Origin of the sequence: Candidatus Pelagibacter sp. (genome assembly GCF_965262185.1) — a bacterium.
Classification (GTDB): Bacteria; Pseudomonadota; Alphaproteobacteria; order Pelagibacterales; family Pelagibacteraceae; genus Pelagibacter.
The window spans coordinates 844,160-866,947 of the sequence record NZ_OZ253498.1; the positions used below are offsets into that span (position 1 = coordinate 844,160).

A 22,788-nucleotide genomic window follows, 5' to 3' on the forward strand; every position below is an offset into this window, starting at 1 on the left:
TTACTTCTTATATGAATTTTTTGATTTAATTTTCAAAGTGTTACCAACTTCTGTTCCAATTTCTTTAAACATATCAATATTACCAGATTTTTTTTCATAAAATATTTGAGAACCGTCCAGCGAAAAAAGTTCAGCTTCAACAGTAATTTTATCTCCTTCTATAATTGAATGAGCTCCTATTGCAGTTTCACAATCACCTTCCAATACTTTTAAAATATTTCTTTCTATGTGAGCTCTCTTATATGTATCTTTGTGATTTATTTTTTCTAAAACTCTCATAATATAATTGTCGTCTTCTCTACATTGCAAAGCAATAATGCCTTGACCTGCACTTGGAATAATTTGATCAGTTGAAAAAATTTGTGAAATCTCATTATCTAAATTTAAATATTTTATACCTGCATAAGATAAAACTATAGCATCATAAATGCCTTCCTTTAGCTTTTTAATTCTAGTGTCTACATTTCCTCTTATTAATTTACAGCTAATATCTGATCTTATTTTTTTAATTTGAAATTCTCTTCTATAAGATGAAGTTCCTACTGTTGCATTTTGTTTTAATTCTTTAATATTTTTATTCTCATTTGTTATTAAAATTTCTCTTGGATCTGTCCTTTCTAAAAATGAATTTGTTGTAAGTCCTTTAGTTTCAATTGCCGGCATATCTTTCAATGCATGCACTGCTACATCAATTTTTTTTTCTTTAAGTTCTTTTTCAATCGTACTAGAAAATAAACCCTTGCCACCGATCTCCGATAATCTTTGATCTTGTATTTGATCACCTTTTGTTGTTATTGTTTTAATGACAATCTGATCATTTGGTAAGTTTAAAGCTCCAATAATTTTATCTTTAGCTTTTTGCGCGTAAAGCAAAGCTAATTTACTTCCCCTTGAGCCTATTATAATTTTTCTATTCATTAAAAATTTATTTCTTACTTGTATTGAGATTGTACAATTATTAAAAACTATTTGAATGACTAAAAAACCCTTAATTCTTGGAATAGAAACCAGCTGTGATGAAACTGCAGCGTCTATAATAACTGAAAATGATAAAGAAATTCCAACAGTTTTATCCAATATTGTTTCTAGTCAGGTTGATGTTCACAAAGAATTTGGAGGAGTAGTTCCCGAACTAGCTGCAAGATCACACATAGAAAAAATAGATTGGATTGTTGAAAAAGCAATTGCTGATAGTGGAAAAAAAATTGAAGATATTAATGCTGTTGCTTCAACTGCCGGGCCTGGTTTAATTGTTTGTTTGTCAGTCGGTTTAAGTTTTGGAAAAGCTTTTGCAAGCGCAATTAATAAACCTTTTATAGCAGTTAATCACCTTGAAGGTCATGCATTAAGTCCTAAGTTAAATTCTCGTTTAAATTATCCCTATCTATTATTGCTAATTTCTGGAGGTCATTCACAATATTTAAGTGTTCAAGGTCTTGGAAAATATAAAAGATTAGGAACAACTATTGATGATGCTCTTGGTGAAGCCTTTGACAAAACAGCTAAACTTTTAGGAATTGAATTTCCTGGTGGACCACAAATCGAAGTTTTAGCAAAAAAAGGAGATCCAGAAAAATATGATTTGCCTAAACCAATTTTTAATAAAGGTGGATGCAATTTATCTTTTGCAGGATTAAAAACTGCAATTTTAAAAATTTCGAAATCTATCAAAACAGAACAAGAAAAATTTGATTTAGCAGCTTCTTTTCAAAAGACAGTTGAAGAGATTCTTAATAAAAAAACAAAGATAGCATTTGAAGAATTTGAAAAAGAAAATAAATTAAAAGAAAAAGTTTTTGTAGTTGCTGGTGGTGTCGCTGCCAACAAAAAAATTAGATCAATGTTAATTAATTTATGTGAGACTAACAATTATAAAAGTATATTTCCACCAATAGAACTTTGTGGGGACAATGCTGCAATGATTGCAATGGTAGGTCTGGAAAAATATAAATTAAATGAATTTAATACTTTAGATTATCCAGCTAAACCAAGATGGCCTTTAGATGAAAAAGCTGCTTTTTTAAAAGGTGCAGGAGTAGAACTGTAATGAATTATTGGTTATTAAAATCAGAACCAGATGTTTGGTCAATTGATCAACAAATTAAGGCTGGCAAAAAAGGTGCTCCATGGGATGGTGTTAGAAATTATCAAGCAGCAAATAATCTAAAAAATATGAAGAAGGGTGATCTATGCTTTTTTTATCACTCTAATGTTGGCAAAGAAATAGTTGGAATAGTAAAGGTAATTAAAGAACACTATTTAGATAAAACTGACAAGACTGGAAGATTTGTTGCGGTAACAGTTCAGTTTAAAAGCAAGTTCTCTAAGCCAGTGACCCTGGAAAATATCAAAAAAAATAAGGATTTAAGGGATTTAGCACTCATTAAACAAAGTAGACTTTCAGTAATGCCAATTGATGATAAAAGCTGGAAAATTATAAATAACATGAGTAAAATTTAAAAAAAAATAATCTATGCCAAAAAAAAAGAAAAAAGCTAAATTTAAAAAAAAAACTGTAGTTAAGAAAAAAACTAAGGTTAAAAAAAAAAGTTTAAAAAAAAGTGAAAAACTTACTTCAGAATTGATAATAAAAACTAAGTCTGAATGGATCAAAAGTAGTTTAGCTAACAAAAGTAAATATGAGGAAAAATATTCTGAATCTATAAAAAATAACGACGAATTTTGGAAAAAAGAGGGAAAAAGAATTACTTGGATTAAACCGTATAAAAAAATTAAAGATGTTAAATATAGTTCTAAGGAAGTAAAAATTAAATGGTTTGAAGATGGAACACTAAATGCATCTGCAAACTGTATCGATAGACATCTAAAAGATAAAAAAAATAAAACAGCAATAATTTGGGTTGGTGATGATCCAAAAGATAGTCAAAAAATTACCTACCAACAACTTCACCAAAAAGTTTCTAAAGCTGCAAATGGTTTAAAAAAATTAGGTATTAAAAAAGGAGATCGAGTTACGATTTATCTTACAATGATACCAGAACTTGCTATTTTAATGTTAGCATGTGTTAGAATTGGTGCAGTTCATTCAATTATCTTTGGAGGTTTTTCAGCAGACTCTATTTCTGGAAGAGTGAATGATTGTGAGTCTGAATATATAATTACAGCTGATGAAGGTGTTAGAGGTGGAAAAACTATACCATTGAAAGAAACAACTGATGAAGCATTAGAAAGCTGCCCTAATGTAAAAAAATGTATCGTTGTTAAACGTACTGGTAATTCAATTAGTTGGAATTATGATAGAGATGTTTGGTATCATGATCTAATTAAAGATGTTCCTTCTCAGTGCAAGCCTGAAGAAATGAACGCTGAAGATCCATTATTTATTTTATACACATCGGGTTCAACTGGAAAACCAAAAGGAGTTTTGCATACAACTGGTGGATACATGGTGTATGCATCAATGACTCATCAATATATTTTTAATTATAAACCAAAAGATATTTATTGGTGTACTGCAGATATTGGTTGGGTAACAGGTCACAGTTATATTATCTATGGTCCTCTTTCAAACGGAGCAACGACTATAATGTTTGAGGGAATACCAAACTATCCTGATAGTTCTAGATGGTGGCAAATAGTTGATAAATACAAAGTAAATACTTTCTATACTGCACCCACTGCAATCAGAGCTTTAATGAGAGAGGGTGATAAGCCTGTCAAAAAAACATCTAGAAAATCTTTAAAATTACTTGGAACTGTTGGTGAACCAATAAACCCCGAAGCTTGGATGTGGTATTACAAAACAGTTGGAAATTCTAAGTGCCCAATTGTAGATACATGGTGGCAGACAGAGACAGGGGGAATATTAATTGCTCCTCAAACGGGTGCTATTCCTTTGAAACCTGGTTCTGCAACAAAACCATTTTATGGAATTAAGCCTATGATTGTTGACAAATCAGGCAAAGAGATAAAAGGACCTGGAGAAGGAAGACTTTGCATAGCACAATCATGGCCTGGACAGATGAGAACAGTATATGGGGATCATCAAAGATTTATTGATACTTACTTTTCTCAGTTTGAAGGCAAATATTTTACTGGTGACGGATGTCGAAGAGACAAGGATGGATATTATTGGATTACAGGTCGGGTAGATGATGTAATTATTGTATCAGGACACAACTTGGGTACAGCTGAAATTGAAAGTGCATTTGTAGCTCATCCTAAAGTAGCAGAGGCAGCAGTCGTGGGTTACCCACATGATATTAAAGGTAATGGATTGTATTGTTATGTAACATTAAATGCTGGTGAAAGAGAAACTGGTGAACTCGAAAGAGATCTAAAACTTTGGGTTCGAAAACAAATTGGTCCTCTTGCTACACCTGACTTAATTCATTTCACGCCAGGACTTCCGAAAACAAGATCTGGAAAAATTATGAGAAGAATTTTAAGAAAAATTGCTGCTAATGAACATGGTCAATTGGGTGATACAACTACATTAGCCGACCCTAGTGTTGTAGATAGTTTGGTTGAAAACAGAAAGAATGTTTAAAGCTGTATTCTATCTTTAAATTCTTTTTTAATAACATCCCATTTTAAAATAACAGAGTTTAAAACTATTTTTCGATCCATAGTTTTTAACTCATCTGCTATTGGTGCCCATTTGTACATTGATAAAGCACTTGGATTAAAAGGACGATCATTGTGATACTTCTCCCAATCAATTTTAATTAATCTTTCATCAAATTCTTTTTTTGCTTCTTCAATAATATTTAAAGGCATGTTATTTGTTGTCTCATCATCTAAAATTTTTAAAAAAATTTCTTTAGCTTTATCTAGCTCATTAAAACTAGAATTAACTTTTAAATATGAAAAAGTGAAGAAAGTTAAATCTTGAAGAGCAACAGAATAGATATTCCATTTAGCTTCATTAACAGACTTCATAAATTCATCATTATCAAAATGAAGAACATATCTTGTTCCCATTCTAGTTTTTAAATAACTATAAAGTGTAACTTGAGATACCCATGCAGATTTTGTTTGAATAAATTCTTCTAACTCATCTAAAGTTTTAATTTTTGATTTAGGAATAAAAGCTTTAAACAAAGAAAAAAAATAAACTTTGAAATCACTTAAAGATAAATCTTTCCAGCTGAATTTTTTTTTATCCATAAAAGGTTAATTTTATTAAAAATATTAGAAAAAATTAACCAAATACGCTTAATTTTACACTTTTATTCTCTTTCATAATGGTTATGGTTTTAACAGTTATAACTAAAAAAGAGAGGTATACATGGCTAAAAACGCTCAACACTGGGAAAAGACCAGAAGCTTGTTGTTTATAACACTTGCAATCTGGGCTGTGTTCTCAATGGGTATATTCCTTTTCGGAGCTGAAATGAATGAAGTTACGGGACCTTTTGGGTATCCATTAACTTATTGGTTCACATGTCAAGGTTCTCTTGCCATATTTGTAATCCTTATTTTCTGGTTTGCAGGTAGACAAGAAAAAATTGATGAAGAGTTCGGCTTCAGTGAAAAAGGAGACAACTAATGATTAAGGGTAATTTTATAGATAACTTGCCTAAAGTTTATGGAATCTACACAGGTGGATTTATAGGTTTCATAATCTTGATGGCGATTGGTGAGCAGATGGGTATGTCTGCAAAAGCAATTGGTATTTGCTTTGTAGGTTTTACCATTTTCATCTACGCACTAATTGGCTGGCTATCTCGAACAGCTCAAGCAAGTAACTATTACGTAGCTGGAAGAACAGTTCCAACTGTGTTCAACGGAATGGCGACCGCAGCCGACTGGATGTCTGGTGCTTCATTCGTTGCAATGGCAGGTGGTATTTACTTCAAAGGTTATGGATATATGGCTTTGCTTGTAGGTTGGACAGGTGGTTACGTGTTAGTTGCAACTTTATTAGCACCATACTTAAGAAAATTTGGCTGTTACACAGTTCCAGATTTCGTAGGTACTAGATACGGTGGTAATACTGCAAGATTGATGGCAGTTATTGTTTTAACTGTTGCATCGTTCACATATGTGACTGCACAAATTAACGCTACAGGTACTATTGCAGCTGTTGCTTTAGATATCCCATTCCAATACGCAGTATATGTTGGACTAGTAAGTATTTTATTATGTTCGATGCTTGGTGGTATGAGAGGGGTAACTTGGACACAGGTTGCGCAATACATTGTACTAATTATAGCTTACCTACTTCCAGTATTCTGGATCAGTAACAATATTGGTGCGGGCTTCTTCCCACACTTCATGTTAGCTGATGAAGTTGCTAGAATTAGTGAGTTAGAACAACAGTTTGGTTTTGTTAAAAACTCTGCTGCTGATTTAGCTACAGTACCTAAAGGGTTAGCTGGTATTACTAAAGCTCACTCTGAAGTAAACGCAACACCTTGGGCTTTCATCTCATTAGCATTAGCAATGATGATGGGAACTGCTTCATTACCACACGTAATGATGAGGTTCTTTACTACTCCAAGTGTAAAAGCAGCTAGAAAATCAGTAGGTTGGTCAGTATTCTTTATCTTCCTACTATATTCTTCTGCACCAATGTTAGCTACACTATCTAAACTTGCTTTGATTGATCCAAACTTACCAACAGGTATTATTGGTAAATCAATTGCAGAAGTTCAAGCAATCGATTGGTATCAAAACTGGAACCAAGCAAATCTGATGTTTGTAAGCGACTTTAACGGAAATGGAACTGTTGAATTAAATGAGTTCTTCATGGGTGGTAAAGCCGTTGTATTAGCAACACCAGAAATTGCTGGATTACCATATGTAATCTCAGGTCTAGTTGCTGCTGGAGGTTTGGCAGCTGCGATGTCAACTGCAGATGGTTTGATTCTTGCAATTGCAAATGCAATCTCGCATGACGTTTACTACAAAATGGTAGACCCTAAAGCTGAGACTGCTAAGAGACTAGTTGTTGCAAGGGTATTACTTGTAGTAATTGGTTTTGCAGGAGCAACTATTGCAGCAATGGAGATCCAAGGTATCTTAGGTTCAGTAATCTGGGCTTTTGACTTTGCGATGTCTGGATTGTTCTGGCCACTTGTACTTGGTGTATGGTGGAAGAGAGCTAATAAAGAAGGTGCTATAGCTGGTATGGTCTTAGGATTAGTTTCTGGTTTCGCGTATCTAGTTTGGGTACGAAGTGGTGGAAGTGGATTCTTAGGAATTACTCAGTTAACATTTGGTATCTTCGGATCTACTGTTAGCTTAGTAGCTATGGTTGTTGTAAGTTTAATGACTTCAGCACCAAGCGCTGCAACACAAAAAATGGTTGATGATTCTAGGGTACCTGCGGGTGCATCTGTAATCGGTGGCCAAAAATAAATAATCTTTTTAAGGGGCGATTAATTTCGCCCCTTTTATTTATTTTTAAGATCAAATATAAATTCCTTAATGTCTGCCAACTTTCATCCTTTAGTTTATATAATTGATTATATTCTTGGAATTATAATGTGGACTTTGGTTGGAAGAGTTGCAATGAATATCTTTCAAAGAGAAGATTCAACTTTTTTCTTTATGAAAGCTTTTGTAAAATTTACTAATCCACTATTAAAAATTTTTAAACCTGTTACCCCATCTTTCATAATTCAACCATTAGTACCACTTTATGTAGCTTGGTTCTTTTTCATGATTAGATTTTATTTGATGCCTTGGATCTTAGGATATTCGGTTATGGGGATGTTATCTTTCCCTCTTGAAAGTGAAATTTCTAGGCAGATTTATCAATTTTTTAATTCAATTAAATTTTAAAAATTGATACTAGTAAGTCTAGATATCAATGAAAAATATACAAATATCTCCATCAATTTTATCAGCTGATTTTAGCCAATTAGGTACTGAAATTAAAAGACTTGAGGAAGGTGGGGCTGACATGATTCATGTGGATGTTATGGATGGACACTTTGTTCCAAACTTAACAATAGGACCTCCGGTAATTAAAGCTCTCAGAAAACATTGTTCATTAAAATTCGATGTTCATTTAATGATTTCTCCAGTGCATAAATATATAGAAGCTTATGCGGATGCGGGAGCAGATATAATTACTGTGCATCCAGAAGCAACTGATAATTTAGAAGATTCAATAAATAAAATAAAAGATCTAAAGAAAAAAGTAGGAGTTTCTCTCAATCCTGAAACAAGTATAAATTTAATAAAAAATCTTTTAGATAAAGTTGATTTAGTTTTAATAATGAGTGTAAATCCTGGATTTGGTGGACAAAAATTCATGCCAGAAGTTTTAGAAAAAATTAAACAATTAAAAAAAATTAGAGAAATAGAAAAACTTAACTTTGATATTGAAATAGACGGTGGGATAAATTTTGATAATTGTAAAATAGCAATTGAAGCTGGTGCTAATATTCTTGTATCTGGTACAACGGTTTTTAAAAGCAATGATGGAGATATTAAAAAGAATATTAATTTATTAAAAACAAAATAAGTTAATGCAATCTCAAAATTCCTTAAATCTTTCTAATGGAATATTTTTTAAGTTAAAATCTTCATTTAAAAAATTATATAAAAATTCAAATTTTTATGAAAAACGAATTTCAAAAACTTTTGATAACAATTTTGAATATAAACCAAGTCCTCATCTTTTATCTTCAATTATAAAGTATCAGAAAAAAAAATATAAAATTGAAGATTTTGTAACTGAAACTATCTGGACAAACAATATTTCTTCTAAAGACTTTAAAAAACTAAACAATTTTTTTTGGTTTTTTAGTTTGGATTTAAAATCATCAAAAGAAACTACTCAATCAATTATTCTTAAATGGATTGCTAAGAATGAAAAATTTGATGAAAATATCTGGGAATTCAATATTACCGCAAAAAGGATTATTGCTTGGCTTTCCAATCATCAGTTAACTTATGAAGATAGTAATGAAGAATATAGATTGTATTTTAATCATATGCTTCAAAAACAAACTAACCATTTATTAAATGAGATCAAAAATTTAGATGAAACAGAAGAAAAACTGATTGGCTGTGCTGCAATAATTTTAACAGGTTTAGCGTATAAAGATGAGAAAAATTATTTAGACAGTGGTTTAAATATATTAAAAAATTTAATCAAAAACTCTCTAGATAAACAAGGTTTTCCCAAATCAAGAAATATTCAAAATTTAGTTTTTTATCTCAAATATCTAATCATTATTAGAGAATGGTTTAAAGAATCGCAAAATCCAATTCCAGAATATGTTGATGAAACTATATATTATTTAGGATCCAGTTATGCTTTTATATGGCAAAACATTAAACAAGATATCTTTTTTAATGGAAATTATTCATCTAATCATAATGAATTTGACCAATATTTAAAACGATTTGGATATACTTTTAAAAATCAAATTAATGAGTTAGCTGGATATACAATATTACAAAATAAAAAATTTATCCTAGCAGCTGACATTGGATCAAATCCTGAAAAAGTATATACCAAAAATTATCAGGCAGGCGCTTTATCTTTTGAAATTTTTTCTAACGATAAAAAATTAATTTCAAATTCTGGATATTATCCAGATCCAAAAAACAGACTGAATAAATATTCCAAAAGCACTGCTTTACAAAGTACACTTTCAATTGAAGATTATTCTTCATGTGATTTTATTAAAGCTGGTGATAATTTTTTCATACAAAAAGATTTAAAAATTGAAAATAAAAATGTAGTTTTTGAAAAAAATTATTGGAAAATTTCAGCTAGTCATAATGGTTATTTCAAAAAGTTTAAATTAAATCATCATAGAGAAATAGAATTCTATCCTAAACAATTTAAATTTATTGGTCATGATAAAATGGTAAGAAAAAATCCTGATAAGCAAATTAAATTTGATATTAGATTTCACCTTCATCCTGACTCTAAAGTTATGAAAACACAAAATAATAAGTTTATATTAATACAATTAGAAGATGAAGGCTGGCAATTCAGTTGTGATAACTATGATATAAATATTGATAATGGTTTATATTTCGGTAATAAAAATTCATATCAAGAAAACCAAAATATTTTTATTTCAGGCATGAACAATGAAAGTGAACAAATAATTAGATGGGAAATAATTAAAATATAATGAAAAAAATAAAGACAGCCCTTATTTCTGTTTCAGATAAAAGAAATTTAAAACCAATTTTAGAAATTTTAAAAAAATATCATATCAAAATTATTAGTTCTGGTGGAACATATAAAGAAATTAAAAAATTAAAATTTAATTGTTTAGAGGTATCTGATTTTACAGATTCTCCTGAAATTTTAGAGGGAAGAGTTAAAACCCTACACCCAAAAATACATGCAGGTATCCTAAATAAAAGAAATAATAAAACACATTTAAATGACTTAAAAAAAAATAATTTTGAAAATATTGATCTTGTAATTGTAAATTTTTATCCCTTTGAAAAAACTTTAGAAACTACAAATAATCATAAAAAAATAATTGAAAATATAGATGTGGGGGGTCCCACAATGGTTAGGTCTGCCGCTAAAAATTATAATGATGTAACGGTGATTACATCTATAGATCAATATAAAGAATTAATAGAAGAGATGAATAAAAATAACGGAGCTACATCATTAAATTTCAGAGAAAAATTATCTAGAACAGCTTTTACAGAAACTGCTTACTATGACTCGATAATCTCAAACTATTTTAATAAAAAAGCAAACATACACCTGCCAAATAAAAAAGTTTTTTCTGCAAATTTAATTGAAAAACTCAGGTATGGAGAAAATCCACATCAATTCAGTGGATACTATTCAAAAAATTTAAAAACTAATTTAAAACAAATTCATGGAAAGCAACTAAGTTATAATAATTATAATGATATATTTGCTGCCTTGACTATTTCAAAATCATTACCAAAAAATAAAGGCACAGTAATTGTAAAACATGCAAACCCTTGTGGTGTTTCAATAAAATCAAATCCTGTAGATAGCTATAAATCTGCATTAGCATGTGATCCCATAAGCGCTTTTGGTGGAATTGTCTCTTGTAATTTTAAAATAAAAAAAAATCTTGCAGTTGAACTAAATAAACTTTTTTTAGAAGTAATTATTGCTAATGGTTTTGATAGTGATGCCCTAAAAATACTTAAAACTAAAAAAAATTTACGTGTAATTGATGCAACAAATTATTCACTCAGTGAAATTACAAAATTCAATTCATCAAATGAAGCAATATTAGTTCAATCTGAAGACTTAAAAATATTCAAAAATAAAGATTTTAAAATTGTATCTAAAAGAAAACCAAACCCTAGGCAGCTTAGAAATCTAGTTTTTGCATTCAATGTTTGTAGATATGTCAAATCAAACGCAATTGTTCTTGCAAAAAATGAGTCAATTGTTGGTATTGGATCAGGTCAACCAAGTAGATTGGATAGCTGTGAGATAGCAATAAAAAAAATGAGAAAATTTAATTTATTTGGAGATAATTTGGTTGCAGCATCAGATGCTTTCTTTCCATTTGTGGATGGAATTGAAAAATTAGTTCAGTCGGGAGTTCAAGCTGTAATTCAACCTTCTGGATCAATTAGAGATAAAGAAATAATTAAATTTGCAAACGAAACAGATACTATTCTAGTCTTTTCTAAGACAAGACATTTTAGACATTAGTAATTTTATCTATCTTTGCAGCTAAAATAAAATCATTTTCTGAAAGGCCTTTGATAGCATGTGTAGTAATTTTAATTTCTGCATAACCCCAGCCAAAACCTATGTCTGGATGATGACCTTCTTCTTCGGAAATTTTACCGACTTGATTAACAAAATTTTGACTTTTTATAAAATTTTCAAATTTAAATTTTTTAGATAAAAAGAATATTTTATTTTTATCTTCCGTTATATCCCAACCATCAACTTTCTTTTGATATTTATGAATTTCAGATATATCAAAAGGAAGCACTCCTCCTTCACAAGGCAAACATTTTTTACTTAAAAGATCATCACTCATAAAATTTGGAGCGGGCAAAGGGGGTCGAACCCTCGACCTTCTCGTTGGCAACGAGACGCTCTACCACTGAGCTATGCCCGCTTATTGATCATTATAAATAGCCGTATTTGTAAATGCAAGTATTAAGAATGAAATTTAATATTTAAAAATTAATTTTGTTTTTTTTTAACGTTTGCATCATGGGCGACAAATATTTTTCATATTTTTTCCATTTTTCTGAACTATTTCTAAAAACATTTTGTCTAATTTGCATAAATGATGCTGTTTCTACTGCTCTATCATTTTCGTAGAATTTTAAAACTTCTTTCTCCCATCTCAGATCTAATTTTAAAAATAAATTTTGAGTTTCTTTTTCAAAATTATGAACAAAATTTTCATAATTAATATTTATAATTTTTGAAGAATATTTTTTTTTCCAAAAATTTATAAGGTCTTGATAAGTAGAATAAAATTCAGCAACATTTTGCTGTGTAAATGTATAGTGCGCTCCATTATTAAATAAAAAATTTGATTTATAATTTGACCAACAGACAGCCATCGCATTTCTCTCAATATGAATCACTTTTGACTCAGGTATCGCCTCAAGGATAATTCCAACAAATTTAAAATTACCAGGTAATTTATCTGTTATAAATTTTTTTTTTGAGATTTTATTCAGATCAGAAAGGTAATTTTCTCTAATTTGCTCTATAAAAGATCTTAAATCTGTATCTAACAAGTTATCAAATTGATCCATATTTTTTGGTAAAAGATCTAACTCACCTCCACCATGTACCAATGAATGACTTGAGATAATTTGTTCTAACAGACTAGTTCCTGATCTTGGCATGCCAAGAATAAAAATAGGATAAGAATTATATTTGTCTTTAAATGAAAAATTTTGAGAATTAATATTAGAAAATATATTTTTTAATCTTTCATATTTTTTACTTATTTTTTTTATGGAAAATTTAATATTTTTTGAACGTAATTCTTTTGCTTTCTGTAAAAAATGAAAAGCATTCGTGTCTTCTTCGATATCAAATAATACTTTGCTTAGTGCCATTAGTACAGTCACTTTATCAATATCTTTAATCTCTCTTTCTTCATTTATTTTTTTAAGTTTGAGATAAATAGGATCATTATGGTTAATTTTTTTTATTGAAAAGTAATTTTCATAAGAAAGAAAATTTCTTTCATCTTTTTCAATTGCTAATTTGAAATTTATTTCAGCAAGGTCAATTTTACCAAGAGTAGCGTAAATATTTCCAATTTGTAAATAAGCTTCAGAAATATTTTCATTAATATTTAATACTTTTTTATAATTTTCTATTGCCTCATCAAATTTTTTTTCTAAATGAAATAAACTTGCTAAGTTAAAAAAAGATTGAAAATTTCTTCTATTACTTGAAATAGATTTTTTATAATTTACCTTCGCTTCACTTAATAAACCCAATTTTTTTTGTATATTTGCTAAATTGTTATATGCTTCTGAGGAACCACCTAATTTTATAGAATTTTTATAAGCCAACATGGCATCTTCATTTTTATTTAATTTTTTTAAGATATTTCCATATAAGTAATAAATATCTTTGGTTTTAAAAGAATTTAACAATTCTTCTGTAATTTTTTCTGCACTATGAAAATTATTACAATTAATTTGGCTAAATATAACTATTTTCCATACATCTATATCTTTATGAAATTTATTTAATAATGGTTTTGAGATTTTATTTATTTTTTTGAAATTTTTTTCATTATATAATTTTATTATATCAGATTTTAAATACATCAGACAATTTATAATTTTATTTATAAAAATTTATTTTTTATAATAAACTATTAATAAAAGATATCATTCTATATTATATAAGAGGAAATCATTAATGTTTGCAATCGATACAATTAAAGAACTTATTTTTAAAAAAAAATACAAAAAAGCAATTTATTTTTTAAATAAATTTTTAGATAAAAATCCTAATCATTTAAAAGGAAATTTTCAAATGGGAAAAATTTTTTTTGAACTAAATAATATATACAAAAGCAATTATTTTTTTAAAAAATGTAATGAGATAAAACCAAATGATGTAAATATATTGTTTAATTTAGCTCTTTCATTACAAAGTTTAGGAAAAATTAATGAAGCCAAAAACAAGTTATTACAAGTTTTATCAATTAGTCCTAAAAATGTTAAAGCTTATTTTAGTCTTTTTTTTTTAGATGATAACAATATTAATAACGACAATTATAAAAAACTAACAGAATTTGTAAGAGATAGTTCAATATCTATATTAGATAAAAGCTATATCAATTTTATATTATCAAAATACGAGAAAAGAAGGGGTAATATCATAAAAGAAATTGAATACTTAAATCTTTACCATGATAAATGTTATAAATCTAATTTTAATTTTAATAATCAATCTGATTTTTATTATAACAAAATAATTTCAAATTATTTCGATAAAATTGAATTTGATGGAGAACCTCAAAAAATTGAAAATATTAACAATGAAAAACATCTTTTTATAGTCGGGCTGCCTAGATCTGGCTCAAGTTTAGTTGAAACAATTCTTGTTCATAATGATAGTGATTTAGTATCTTATGGTGAATTTCATGGAATAAATATATCCATTTTTCAACAAATAGCAGAAATAATTTATTCTAAAGATTTTAATTTTAAAAAATATAAGTTGCTTCTTAATAGTAATAAATTCCAAAGTAATTTAATTGAAAAGTATGACTGCTTCGAGAAAAAAAAATTTCTTGATAAATCTTTAGAAAACTTTTTTAATATTGATATTATTTTAAAATTTTTTCCAGAAGCAAAATTTATTCACACATATAGAGATTTTAACGATTCAGTTATAGCAATTTATCAATCAATGTTACCAGAATTGTCATGGTCTCATAAAATTGAGACTATAATGAATTATGTAAATATATATAAAAAAGTTATAGATTATTTTAATAAAAAATACCCAAATAAAATACTAAATGTAAAACTTGATAAATTAACAAATAATAAGGAATATGAAGTTAAAAGAATTCTAAAATTTTGTGATATAAAAATTGATCAAAATTATTTAAATTTTCATAATAATGAAAAATTATATAATAAAACGAATAGTTTTTTACAAGTAAGAGAAAAAATTAATAAATATGAAGATAAAAAATATAAACCGTACTATTATTTATTAAACAAATTATAATAAAATTTATGGATATTAAAAATCTACCAAAGACTACTCCGGTTTTTCCTTTAAATAATTTTATTATTTTTCCAAAAACAACGGTTCCACTAAATATTTTTGAACCAAGATATATAGATATGATTAATGACAGTATAAACTCAAACAAGATTATAGGGATGATACAACCAATATCAACAGGTTATCAAATAAACAAACCAGAACTATATAGTGTAGGATGTATAGGTAAAATTACAAGTTTTAGAGAAACAGAAGATGGCAGATATTTAATTGAATTAAAAGGTGTTTCAAGATTTAAAACCATTAAGGAACTTAGCACTGATAAAAAATATAGAGTTCTTGAAGTAAGTTACCAAGATTATTTAGATGATTTACAAGAGAAAAATAAAGATCTTAAGTTTTCTGATTTAGAACTTATTTTTAAAGACTTAAAATCACTTTTTGAAAAAAAAGGTTTTATCATTAACTGGAAAGCACTGGAAAAACAAAGTTTGGATGAAACAATAAATGCTTTGGCTATGGCGTCACCCTTTTCTTCGGAGGAAAAGCAAGTTTTGTTAGAAGCTCAAAATTTAGATATTAGAAAAAACAAAATTGCTGAAATATTAAAAACATATACTCACGATATCTACGAAAATAACACTATTCAATAACTAATAATTCAAACCAGTATCTGCTAATTTTTTTAACAAATTATTTATAGAATTTTTACTTCCCATATATTTTAAAGAATTTACAAGAAGATTATTATTAGTCTTACCATCGTAGTTAAAAAATTCATAAATAAAGTCAACTCCGTTTGAAAAAATAAAATTCCTATGTTTTGTATTTTTTTGCAATTCTTGATTTACAGAACTATCTATTGGTAATCCAAGATCTATTTTATTTTGAATTATCTCTGATAAAATTTTTATATCTCTAATAGTCATATTAAAACCTTGTCCAGCTAAAGGGTGTATTTTATGAATTAGTTCACCAAAAGCTAGGATATTTTTATGATAATAATTTCTTAAACTTGAAGAGAATAATTCAAATGAAGATATTTTTTTAATTTTTTTAATTTTATATTTTGGATTATGTAAGTTTATGAGATTTATTAAATTTTCTTTTTTAATTTTAGCAGTATTTTTTATAGAATAAACAACAGAAGTTTCTTTATCAGAAATTGGTAAGAATGCCAAAGGTCCAATCTTTGTAAATATTTGTCTTGCAACCTTATTATCAATTTTCTCATGTTCTAGTATTAAAGTGTAAGCTAAGCTTTTATATTTTTTGATAATTTTTTTACTAAAAAATTTTTTTGCAATTGAATTTGTAAAATTTAAATTTATTAAAAGATTGTATTTATTCTGAATATTTTCTAAATTTATTTGATTTTGTATTTTAAAAAATTTATTTTTTTTGAGGCTTCTTTCTAAAATATTATAAAGATCAAAACTTCTAACCATTGAAAAAAGTTCTCGATTATTATTTTGAAACTCCAATAATATTTCTTTATTTAGTTTGTCAGAAAAAATTTCTATTTTATTTAATTTCCAAATTATTTTATCAATATTGACTATATTATTATTAAAATATTCAACATTACTTTTTGTAATACCTATAGTCCTAGATTGATCTATTATTTGTTTTTTTTTATCTCTTAAAATATCTACATGTATATTCTGATTAACTAAAACTTTAGCTAAAGCTAAACTAGTTAGACCACTTCCTATTAAACAAATCCTCATATTATTTTTAATTTTAACAACAAAAATTAGATGATACAAAGTGGTATAATTGATTTGTATAAATGGACATTAAAAAAACAGCTAATTTATTACTTAATTTTACTTTAAAGCGATTAGCAGAAATATCTGGTATAATAATTTTCTCTGCTGGTATTTTTTTATTTATTGCACTTTTTTCATATTCACCTGATGACCCTAACTTTATTTTTCCTAAAGATACGGAAATTAAAAATTTATTAGGTTTTCAAGGAAGTTATATTTCTGATCTATTTTTGCAATCTTTTGGTTTCATTGCTTATCTAATATCTTTCACATACATAATTACTGGTATCAATATATTTCGATTAAAAGAATTTTTTTTAATAATTGAAAATACTTTTATAGTAATATTATATAGTATAATTGGAACATTATTTTTAAACCATTTTTATTCTGATGCTTTTACACTTTATATAAATGGAAATGGAGGTTTTGTAGGGGACTATTTTGGACAAACTTTTTTAAACGCAATAATTCTTACAAATGAAACATTAATTTACTATGTTCTAATTATACTCATAATTACTTTATTTTTGTTAAGTGTAAATTTCAACCCTACTAGATTTTATAATTTTTTAATAAAAATTTTTAAATTTTTTAATAAAAAAGAAAATAAATCATATACTGATCAAAGTGAACTTATAAGTGAATATATTCCTCAAGAGGAAATCAAAAACTTAATACAAGAAGACTTACCATTTATTAAAGCAGAGAATAAATCAAACTCTAAAAATAAGTTTCAATTACCAAAAATAGAATTATTAAAAGTTCCAACTAAGAAAGAAAGAGAAAACTCAAATAAAAATGAAACAAATGACCCTAAATTTTTAGAAAAAATTCTAATGGACTTTGGAGTTAAGGGGGAAATTCAGAAAGTAAGTCATGGTCCAGTTGTAACGCTCAATGAATTTGAACCAGCTGCTGGTGTAAAAGTTTCTAAAATTATAAATTTATCAGATGATATTGCTAGAAATACTAGTTCTGAATCTGCCAGAATTTCAACTATACCAGGTAGCAATACAGTAGGAATTGAATTACCAAACAATTCAAGAGAAAACGTTTATCTAAGTGAAATTCTAAATAATGCTGATTTTAAAAAAAAAGAAACAAAATTACCAATAGCTCTTGGTAAAAATATTTCTGGGAAACCTATTGTAGGAGATCTTTCTTCTATGCCGCATTTACTCATTGCTGGTACTACAGGTTCAGGAAAATCAGTTTGCATTAATACAATTATTTTATCACTACTTTACCGTCACACTCCTGAAAGATGTAAGTTTATATTAATTGATCCTAAAATGCTTGAGCTTTCAACCTATGAAGGCATACCACACTTGCTTTGCCCTGTGATAACTGAAGCTAAAAAAGCTGCGTCAGTTCTTGGTTGGGTAGTAAAAGAAATGGAGAGTAGATACAGGTTGATGACAAAAGAAGGAGTTAGAAATATTGATGGTTACAATGCAAAGCATAAGCTTCCAATGCCTTACATAGTGGTGGTTGTAGATGAAATGTCAGATTTAATGTTAGTGGCAGGAAAAGAGATAGAAAACTATATTCAAAAATTATCTCAAATGGCTAGAGCTGCGGGTATACATATTATTATGGCTACTCAAAGACCTAGTGTTGATGTAATAACAGGTACAATTAAAGCTAATTTTCCAACAAGAATATCTTTTCAAGTGACTTCAAAAATAGATAGTAGAACAATTTTAGGTGAACAAGGGGCAGAACAGTTATTAGGAAAGGGAGACATGCTTTATATGTCATCTGCTAACCGGATAGTGAGAATTCATGCTCCATTTGTCTCAGATAATGAAATAGAGAAAATTAACAATTTTTTAAGATCACAAGCTGAACCGGATTATATTGATGAGATCTTAAATTTTGCAGATGAAAAAGAGTTGGGATCAAATACAGATCAAGGAGATAAGGATGAATTATATCAACAAGCTGTTGAAATAATTAGATCTGAAGGAAAAGCTTCTACCTCATTTTTACAGAGAAAACTTCAAATTGGTTATAACAGAGCTGCAAGAATAATTGATATGATGGAAGCTGATGGAATTGTTAGCAAAGCAAACCATGTAGGTAAAAGAGACGTTCTTTAATGCTAAAGTTTATTCTTCTAATTTTTCTCTTTAGTTTATCTAATCAAGTATACGCGAACAATAAAAATCAAATAATTAATAAATTAAAGAATACATCAAATTTAAATTTTGATTTTGAGCAAAATATTAATGGAAAAATCGAATTAGGTAATTGTACAATTCAATATCCAAAAAAAATCTTCTGTAAATATAATAAAAAAAATAAGATTATTGTTTCCAGTGGAAAGTCTTTGTATATAAAAACAATTTCCAGTTATTACAGGTATCCATTAAACAAAACACCCTTAAATTTTATTTTAGATAAAAATTTTTTATTAAAAAAAATTTACGAATTAAATGAAGAGATCGTTAATAATTCTCTAGTCAAGTTTACAATAAAGGAAAACAATCAATCGATTGAGATTTTCTTTGATATAGATAATTACAATTTAATTGGATGGCAAACTAAAGATATTTATCAAAATACTGCCATAACACTACTTTATTCAATTAAGTCAAATCAGATTATTGACCAAAAAATATTCAAAGCCCCTACTCTAAATTAAATTCGAACAATTTCTGATTTAAAAATTTTCATTCCTCTTGCTAAATAATTATAAAGTGCATTTTTGTGATCTAAAGAACATGTATGAAGCCAAACTCTATCTACATTTTCTTGGAATGATTTTTTAATGGCATCTGATAACAAAAATGATCCTAATTTTTTATTTTGATATTCTTCTAATATTCCAAAATACGCGATCTCTACCTCTTTTTTATGTTGATGGATAATTAATTCAAAAAAACCCACCAAATCTTTTTTATTCATCAATACAAATGTTTTGACGTTTTTATTGGATACATATTTGATCCACTGTTCTTCTGTCCATATCAGTCTATCAATCCACTTATGTTTTTTACCAATATTTTTATAAAAAAATTTATTTAACTGAAAATCAGTTGGTTCAATTAAATTAACTTTATAATCTTCTGAAGGTTGTTCACCCTCTTTTAAATCATGAAGTGAGTTTATTTCTAGATAATTTCTTTTAACTTCTTCTTTCACTCGACCATTTTTCCAACACGTTCACCACCAAATAAATGAAAATGTAAATGAGGTATCTCTTGACCTCCATGTTCACTAATATTAGCGAGTGCCCTATAACCTTGGCCTACTTCTGTTGATATACCTAGCTTTTTTGCAACTATATTAATACCTTTTAAAAGACCCACCATCTCTTCTGATGATGCATTCATACAAAAATTATCAAGATCTATATATTTCCCCTTAGGAATTACTAAAGCATGAATTTTCTTTTGTGGGTTTATATCATGAAATGACAAAACATAATCATCTTCGTAAATTTTATTACAAGGTATCTCTCCACGTAAAATTTTAGCAAAAATATTATTGTCATCGTAGCTCATTTTTTTCTTTTTTCTAATTCTTCCATTACTTCTTCAATTTTCACATCATTAGCTTCTAAATACATTAATAAATGGTAAAATACATCAGCAGCTTCGTGTATTTTGTTTGTATTTTCTTCTATAGCTTCAATTAATTCATCAATTTCTTCTAAGACTTTAGCTTTACTTAAAGATTTATTAGTAAGTAATTTATTTGTATAAGAGCCTTCAACTGGGTTAGTTTTTCTCTCTCTTGCAAGTTTAATTAAATTTTCTAATGTATTAAGCATATTAAATTCTAACAGGTATTCCTTTTGAATCCAGATATTCCTTCGCTTCTTTTACGGAGTATTTTCCATAATGAAATATTGATGCTGCTAATACTGCACTTGCATTTCCTAATTTAATTCCATCAACTAAATGATCTAAGTTCCCTACTCCACCTGATGCAATGACAGGAATATTTACCTTAGATGAAATTTTAGACATAAGCTCAATATCATAACCTACTTGTGTGCCATCTCTATCCATAGACGTAACAAGCAACTCGCCTGCTCCACTACTTTCCATTTTTGATGCAAATTCTATTGCATCAATTCCGGTATTGTTTCTTCCACCATGTGTAAAAATTTCCCATTTATTAGCATTTCTTTTAGCATCAATAGCTACCACAATGCATTGTGAACCAAATTTTTTTGAGCTTTCAACTACTACCTCTGAATTTTGAACCGCTGCAGTATTAATAGAAACTTTATCTGCTCCACAATTAAGTAATTTATTTATATCATCAACACTTCTAACGCCTCCTCCAACTGTTAATGGAACAAAGCATTTTTTTGAAGTTTTCTCGACAACACAATAAATTGTATCTCTATTTTCATTTGATGCAGTTATGTCTAAAAAACAAATTTCGTCTGCTCCACCGTCAGAATAAATTTTAGCTTGCTCAACAGGATCACCTGCATCTTTTAAATCTACAAAATTTATGCCCTTAACAACACGACCATTTTTAACATCTAAACAGGGTATTATTCTATTTTTAAGCATCTAACTCTTTGACTAATTCGTCTAATTTAATATCGCCATCATAGATAGCTTTTCCAACTATTATACCCTCGATATTACTATTATTTAACTCCTTAGCTTTTTTAATATCCTCAATTGATGAGACTCCACCCGATATAATTACAGGACAATTAGAAGTATTGGCAACTTTTAATGTCTCTTCAAAATTAGGACTTTGCTTCATCCCATCTCTATTGATATCAGTATAAATCAGTCTACTTGCACCAAAATCATTCACTTCTTTTAAGTAATCTAAAGTTAATTTGTTAGAATTTTCTTTCCACCCAGAGACAGATAAATAGCCATCTTTAGCATCTAAACCTAACGCAATTTTATTTGGAAAATTTTCACAAGCTTCTTTTAAAAAATTTTTATCTTTAATAGCAGCGCTTCCTAAAATAACTTTTTCAACACCAGCATTAATATATTTCTGAATACTTTCAAAACTTCTTAAACCTCCACCAATCTCAATTTTAAGATCAAATTTAGTAACTATTTCTTGAATAATATCTAAATTAACTGTTTCACCAGTTAATGCCCCATCTAAATCAACTACGTGTAAGTTTTTAAAACCATGATCTTTATATTTTCCAGCTTGCTCTACTGGAGACATTTCATATTCAGTTTTATTATCAAGGTCTCCTTTTACTAACCTCACACACTTTTTGTCTTTAATATCTATTGCTGGGAATATTTTCATTATAAATTTATAAAATTATCAATTATTTTAAGTCCAATTTTATCGCTTTTTTCAGGGTGGAACTGTGTTCCAAAAATATTTTCTTTTTCAACAGAACAAACAATATTTGAAGAATAATCAGTTGTAGCTGAGATTACATTTTTATCTTCTGGAACAAACTCATAACTGTGAACAAAATACATGTGAGAATTATTTTCTATATCTTTAAAAATTTTACTATTTTTGGTTATATTAATTTCGTTCCATCCTATGTGTGGAAGTTTATATTTTCCATTTTGATTGTCTATTTTTGATACTTTACCAGAAATCCAACCAAGTCCTTTTGTTTCTGTTTCTTCAAAACCTATGTCCGCAAACATTTGTAAACCAACACAAATTCCTAGTAGTGGTTTTTTATTACTTATTGCAAATTCATTTAATACATTTACTAAACCGTTAATATTATTAAGTGCATCAACACAACTTTTAAACGAACCCTGCCCTGGCAAAACTACTTTATCGGAAGATTTAATCTTATTTAAATCTGAGGTTACTTCGATATTTACTTTATTTTTGGCAACTTCGTTAAACGAGTTTATTACCGAACTTATATTGCCCGAATTATAATCAACAATAGTGACGTTCATT

The 22,788-nt window shown here is 27.9% G+C and carries 24 protein-coding genes and 1 tRNA gene; 13 read left to right on the forward strand and 12 right to left on the reverse strand.

The features are described from left to right. Entirely contained in the window at window positions 1-918 is a 918-nt protein-coding gene (hemC, locus tag ACQY31_RS04725; protein WP_428079005.1) for a hydroxymethylbilane synthase, read from the reverse strand. Window positions 919-973: 55 nt separating this feature from the next. Between hemC and tsaD the strand changes: the two genes are divergently transcribed. Genes tsaD through acs form a run of 3 tightly spaced genes read left to right on the forward strand, consistent with a single transcriptional unit; the run spans window position 974 to window position 4,510 of the window. Further along, complete coding sequence (gene tsaD, locus ACQY31_RS04730) at window positions 974-2,047, forward strand: tRNA (adenosine(37)-N6)-threonylcarbamoyltransferase complex transferase subunit TsaD (protein ID WP_428079006.1); 1,074 nt, start codon at window positions 974-976, stop codon at window positions 2,045-2,047. Then, the gene (locus ACQY31_RS04735; protein WP_428079008.1) at window positions 2,047-2,460 is read left to right on the forward strand and encodes an EVE domain-containing protein; all 414 of its coding nucleotides are present in this window, start codon (window positions 2,047-2,049) and stop codon (window positions 2,458-2,460) included. Before tsaD ends, ACQY31_RS04735 begins: the two co-directional genes overlap by 1 nt. 13 nt (window positions 2,461-2,473) lie before the next feature. Then, entirely contained in the window at window positions 2,474-4,510 is a 2,037-nt protein-coding gene (acs, locus tag ACQY31_RS04740) for an acetate--CoA ligase (RefSeq protein WP_428079010.1), read from the forward strand. On the opposite strand, the gene ACQY31_RS04745 is transcribed toward acs, so the two are convergent. Continuing rightward, complete coding sequence (locus tag ACQY31_RS04745) at window positions 4,507-5,130, reverse strand: esterase (RefSeq protein ID WP_428079012.1); 624 nt, start codon at window positions 5,128-5,130, stop codon at window positions 4,507-4,509. The genes acs and ACQY31_RS04745 overlap by 4 nt on opposite strands. Window positions 5,131-5,251: 121 nt before the next feature. Here ACQY31_RS04745 and ACQY31_RS04750 point away from each other — a divergent pair, with 121 nt between their 5' ends. The 6 genes from ACQY31_RS04750 (at window position 5,252) to purH (ending at window position 11,605) form a co-directional block, all read left to right on the forward strand. Next, a complete protein-coding gene (locus ACQY31_RS04750) occupies window positions 5,252-5,512 on the forward strand; it encodes a DUF4212 domain-containing protein (protein ID WP_428079013.1) in 261 nt (86 codons plus the stop codon). Next, on the forward strand, window positions 5,512-7,326 hold the full coding sequence (locus tag ACQY31_RS04755; RefSeq protein WP_428079015.1) for a sodium:solute symporter family protein: 1,815 nt from the start codon (window positions 5,512-5,514) through the stop codon (window positions 7,324-7,326). The genes ACQY31_RS04750 and ACQY31_RS04755 overlap by 1 nt, the downstream gene beginning before the upstream one ends. A 69-nt stretch (window positions 7,327-7,395) precedes the next feature. Then, window positions 7,396-7,752: a hypothetical protein gene (locus tag ACQY31_RS04760; RefSeq protein WP_428079017.1), complete on the forward strand. Its 357-nt coding sequence runs from the start codon at window positions 7,396-7,398 to the stop codon at window positions 7,750-7,752. Window positions 7,753-7,780: 28 nt separating this feature from the next. Beyond that, on the forward strand, window positions 7,781-8,440 hold the full coding sequence (gene rpe / locus ACQY31_RS04765; protein WP_428079019.1) for a ribulose-phosphate 3-epimerase: 660 nt from the start codon (window positions 7,781-7,783) through the stop codon (window positions 8,438-8,440). Window positions 8,441-8,444: 4 nt separating this feature from the next. After that, complete coding sequence (locus ACQY31_RS04770) at window positions 8,445-10,070, forward strand: heparinase II/III domain-containing protein (RefSeq protein ID WP_428079021.1); 1,626 nt, start codon at window positions 8,445-8,447, stop codon at window positions 10,068-10,070. Then, the gene (gene purH, locus ACQY31_RS04775; protein WP_428079023.1) at window positions 10,070-11,605 is read left to right on the forward strand and encodes a bifunctional phosphoribosylaminoimidazolecarboxamide formyltransferase/IMP cyclohydrolase; all 1,536 of its coding nucleotides are present in this window, start codon (window positions 10,070-10,072) and stop codon (window positions 11,603-11,605) included. The genes ACQY31_RS04770 and purH overlap by 1 nt, the downstream gene beginning before the upstream one ends. Here purH and ACQY31_RS04780 read toward each other — a convergent pair. The 3 genes from ACQY31_RS04780 to ACQY31_RS04790 all read right to left on the reverse strand — a co-directional run bounded on the left by ACQY31_RS04780 (window position 11,595) and on the right by ACQY31_RS04790 (window position 13,713). Beyond that, entirely contained in the window at window positions 11,595-11,942 is a 348-nt protein-coding gene (locus ACQY31_RS04780) for a 4a-hydroxytetrahydrobiopterin dehydratase (protein WP_428079024.1), read from the reverse strand. The genes purH and ACQY31_RS04780 overlap by 11 nt on opposite strands. Before the next feature lie 6 nt (window positions 11,943-11,948). Further along, window positions 11,949-12,023, reverse strand: a tRNA-Gly gene (locus tag ACQY31_RS04785). Between the two features lie 61 nt (window positions 12,024-12,084). Next, entirely contained in the window at window positions 12,085-13,713 is a 1,629-nt protein-coding gene (locus ACQY31_RS04790; protein WP_428079026.1) for a tetratricopeptide repeat-containing sulfotransferase family protein, read from the reverse strand. A 94-nt stretch (window positions 13,714-13,807) separates the two neighbouring features. Here ACQY31_RS04790 and ACQY31_RS04795 point away from each other — a divergent pair, with 94 nt between their 5' ends. Both ACQY31_RS04795 and ACQY31_RS04800 read left to right on the forward strand, forming a co-directional pair. After that, window positions 13,808-15,133 (forward strand): tetratricopeptide repeat-containing sulfotransferase family protein, encoded by a 1,326-nt coding sequence (locus ACQY31_RS04795; protein WP_428079028.1) that lies wholly within the window; start codon window positions 13,808-13,810, stop codon window positions 15,131-15,133. 8 nt (window positions 15,134-15,141) lie between these two features. Next, complete coding sequence (locus tag ACQY31_RS04800) at window positions 15,142-15,786, forward strand: LON peptidase substrate-binding domain-containing protein (RefSeq protein WP_428079029.1); 645 nt, start codon at window positions 15,142-15,144, stop codon at window positions 15,784-15,786. Here the strand turns inward: ACQY31_RS04800 and ACQY31_RS04805 are convergent, their stop codons facing one another. Continuing rightward, window positions 15,787-16,863: a ubiquinone biosynthesis protein UbiB gene (locus ACQY31_RS04805; protein WP_428079031.1), complete on the reverse strand. Its 1,077-nt coding sequence runs from the start codon at window positions 16,861-16,863 to the stop codon at window positions 15,787-15,789. It lies immediately after the preceding gene. 62 nt (window positions 16,864-16,925) lie between these two features. Here ACQY31_RS04805 and ACQY31_RS04810 point away from each other — a divergent pair, with 62 nt between their 5' ends. Both ACQY31_RS04810 and ACQY31_RS04815 read left to right on the forward strand, forming a co-directional pair. Next, entirely contained in the window at window positions 16,926-19,010 is a 2,085-nt protein-coding gene (locus ACQY31_RS04810) for a DNA translocase FtsK (protein WP_428079033.1), read from the forward strand. Next, window positions 19,010-19,555 carry an outer-membrane lipoprotein carrier protein LolA gene (locus ACQY31_RS04815; RefSeq protein WP_428079035.1) on the forward strand — a complete coding sequence of 182 codons (546 nt, stop codon included), beginning with the start codon at window positions 19,010-19,012 and terminating at the stop codon, window positions 19,553-19,555. Before ACQY31_RS04810 ends, ACQY31_RS04815 begins: the two co-directional genes overlap by 1 nt. Here the strand turns inward: ACQY31_RS04815 and ACQY31_RS04820 are convergent. From ACQY31_RS04820 to hisH, 6 genes are read right to left on the reverse strand one after another with little or no spacing between them, the layout of a single operon-like run. Then, on the reverse strand, window positions 19,552-20,055 hold the full coding sequence (locus ACQY31_RS04820; RefSeq protein ID WP_428079037.1) for a GNAT family N-acetyltransferase: 504 nt from the start codon (window positions 20,053-20,055) through the stop codon (window positions 19,552-19,554). The genes ACQY31_RS04815 and ACQY31_RS04820 overlap by 4 nt on opposite strands. Then, the gene (locus tag ACQY31_RS04825; protein ID WP_428079038.1) at window positions 20,052-20,417 is read right to left on the reverse strand and encodes an HIT domain-containing protein; all 366 of its coding nucleotides are present in this window, start codon (window positions 20,415-20,417) and stop codon (window positions 20,052-20,054) included. Before ACQY31_RS04825 ends, ACQY31_RS04820 begins: the two co-directional genes overlap by 4 nt. Continuing rightward, window positions 20,414-20,686 (reverse strand): phosphoribosyl-ATP diphosphatase, encoded by a 273-nt coding sequence (hisE, locus tag ACQY31_RS04830; protein WP_428079039.1) that lies wholly within the window; start codon window positions 20,684-20,686, stop codon window positions 20,414-20,416. Before hisE ends, ACQY31_RS04825 begins: the two co-directional genes overlap by 4 nt. Window position 20,687: 1 nt before the next feature. Next, complete coding sequence (gene hisF, locus ACQY31_RS04835) at window positions 20,688-21,443, reverse strand: imidazole glycerol phosphate synthase subunit HisF (protein ID WP_428079041.1); 756 nt, start codon at window positions 21,441-21,443, stop codon at window positions 20,688-20,690. Next, a complete protein-coding gene (gene hisA, locus ACQY31_RS04840) occupies window positions 21,436-22,161 on the reverse strand; it encodes a 1-(5-phosphoribosyl)-5-[(5-phosphoribosylamino)methylideneamino]imidazole-4-carboxamide isomerase (RefSeq protein WP_428079042.1) in 726 nt (241 codons plus the stop codon). Before hisA ends, hisF begins: the two co-directional genes overlap by 8 nt. After that, on the reverse strand, window positions 22,161-22,787 hold the full coding sequence (gene hisH, locus ACQY31_RS04845) for an imidazole glycerol phosphate synthase subunit HisH (protein WP_428079044.1): 627 nt from the start codon (window positions 22,785-22,787) through the stop codon (window positions 22,161-22,163). The genes hisA and hisH overlap by 1 nt, the downstream gene beginning before the upstream one ends. Between the last annotated feature and the right edge of the window lies 1 nt (window position 22,788).

Excerpts from the sequence above, each read along its gene's own strand:
- ACQY31_RS04825 (WP_428079038.1), bottom strand. The coding sequence starts at position 20,417 with ATGAGCTACGATGACAATAATATTTTTGCTAAAATTTTACGTGGAGAG.
- ACQY31_RS04745 (WP_428079012.1), bottom strand. The coding sequence starts at position 5,130 with ATGGATAAAAAAAAATTCAGCTGGAAAGATTTATCTTTAAGTGATTTC.
- hisF (WP_428079041.1), bottom strand. The coding sequence starts at position 21,443 with ATGCTTAAAAATAGAATAATACCCTGTTTAGATGTTAAAAATGGTCGT.
- ACQY31_RS04750 (WP_428079013.1), top strand. The coding sequence starts at position 5,252 with ATGGCTAAAAACGCTCAACACTGGGAAAAGACCAGAAGCTTGTTGTTT.
- purH (WP_428079023.1), top strand. The coding sequence starts at position 10,070 with ATGAAAAAAATAAAGACAGCCCTTATTTCTGTTTCAGATAAAAGAAAT.
- ACQY31_RS04760 (WP_428079017.1), top strand. The coding sequence starts at position 7,396 with ATGTCTGCCAACTTTCATCCTTTAGTTTATATAATTGATTATATTCTT.
- hemC (WP_428079005.1), bottom strand. The coding sequence starts at position 918 with ATGAATAGAAAAATTATAATAGGCTCAAGGGGAAGTAAATTAGCTTTG.
- ACQY31_RS04810 (WP_428079033.1), top strand. The coding sequence starts at position 16,926 with ATGGACATTAAAAAAACAGCTAATTTATTACTTAATTTTACTTTAAAG.
- ACQY31_RS04800 (WP_428079029.1), top strand. The coding sequence starts at position 15,142 with ATGGATATTAAAAATCTACCAAAGACTACTCCGGTTTTTCCTTTAAAT.
- hisE (WP_428079039.1), bottom strand. The coding sequence starts at position 20,686 with ATGCTTAATACATTAGAAAATTTAATTAAACTTGCAAGAGAGAGAAAA.
- ACQY31_RS04795 (WP_428079028.1), top strand. The coding sequence starts at position 13,808 with ATGTTTGCAATCGATACAATTAAAGAACTTATTTTTAAAAAAAAATAC.
- hisA (WP_428079042.1), bottom strand. The coding sequence starts at position 22,161 with ATGAAAATATTCCCAGCAATAGATATTAAAGACAAAAAGTGTGTGAGG.
- rpe (WP_428079019.1), top strand. The coding sequence starts at position 7,781 with ATGAAAAATATACAAATATCTCCATCAATTTTATCAGCTGATTTTAGC.
- ACQY31_RS04790 (WP_428079026.1), bottom strand. The coding sequence starts at position 13,713 with ATGTATTTAAAATCTGATATAATAAAATTATATAATGAAAAAAATTTC.
- tsaD (WP_428079006.1), top strand. The coding sequence starts at position 974 with ATGACTAAAAAACCCTTAATTCTTGGAATAGAAACCAGCTGTGATGAA.
- ACQY31_RS04770 (WP_428079021.1), top strand. The coding sequence starts at position 8,445 with ATGCAATCTCAAAATTCCTTAAATCTTTCTAATGGAATATTTTTTAAG.
- ACQY31_RS04805 (WP_428079031.1), bottom strand. The coding sequence starts at position 16,863 with ATGAGGATTTGTTTAATAGGAAGTGGTCTAACTAGTTTAGCTTTAGCT.
- hisH (WP_428079044.1), bottom strand. The coding sequence starts at position 22,787 with ATGAACGTCACTATTGTTGATTATAATTCGGGCAATATAAGTTCGGTA.
- ACQY31_RS04780 (WP_428079024.1), bottom strand. The coding sequence starts at position 11,942 with ATGAGTGATGATCTTTTAAGTAAAAAATGTTTGCCTTGTGAAGGAGGA.
- ACQY31_RS04735 (WP_428079008.1), top strand. The coding sequence starts at position 2,047 with ATGAATTATTGGTTATTAAAATCAGAACCAGATGTTTGGTCAATTGAT.
- acs (WP_428079010.1), top strand. The coding sequence starts at position 2,474 with ATGCCAAAAAAAAAGAAAAAAGCTAAATTTAAAAAAAAAACTGTAGTT.
- ACQY31_RS04815 (WP_428079035.1), top strand. The coding sequence starts at position 19,010 with ATGCTAAAGTTTATTCTTCTAATTTTTCTCTTTAGTTTATCTAATCAA.
- ACQY31_RS04755 (WP_428079015.1), top strand. The coding sequence starts at position 5,512 with ATGATTAAGGGTAATTTTATAGATAACTTGCCTAAAGTTTATGGAATC.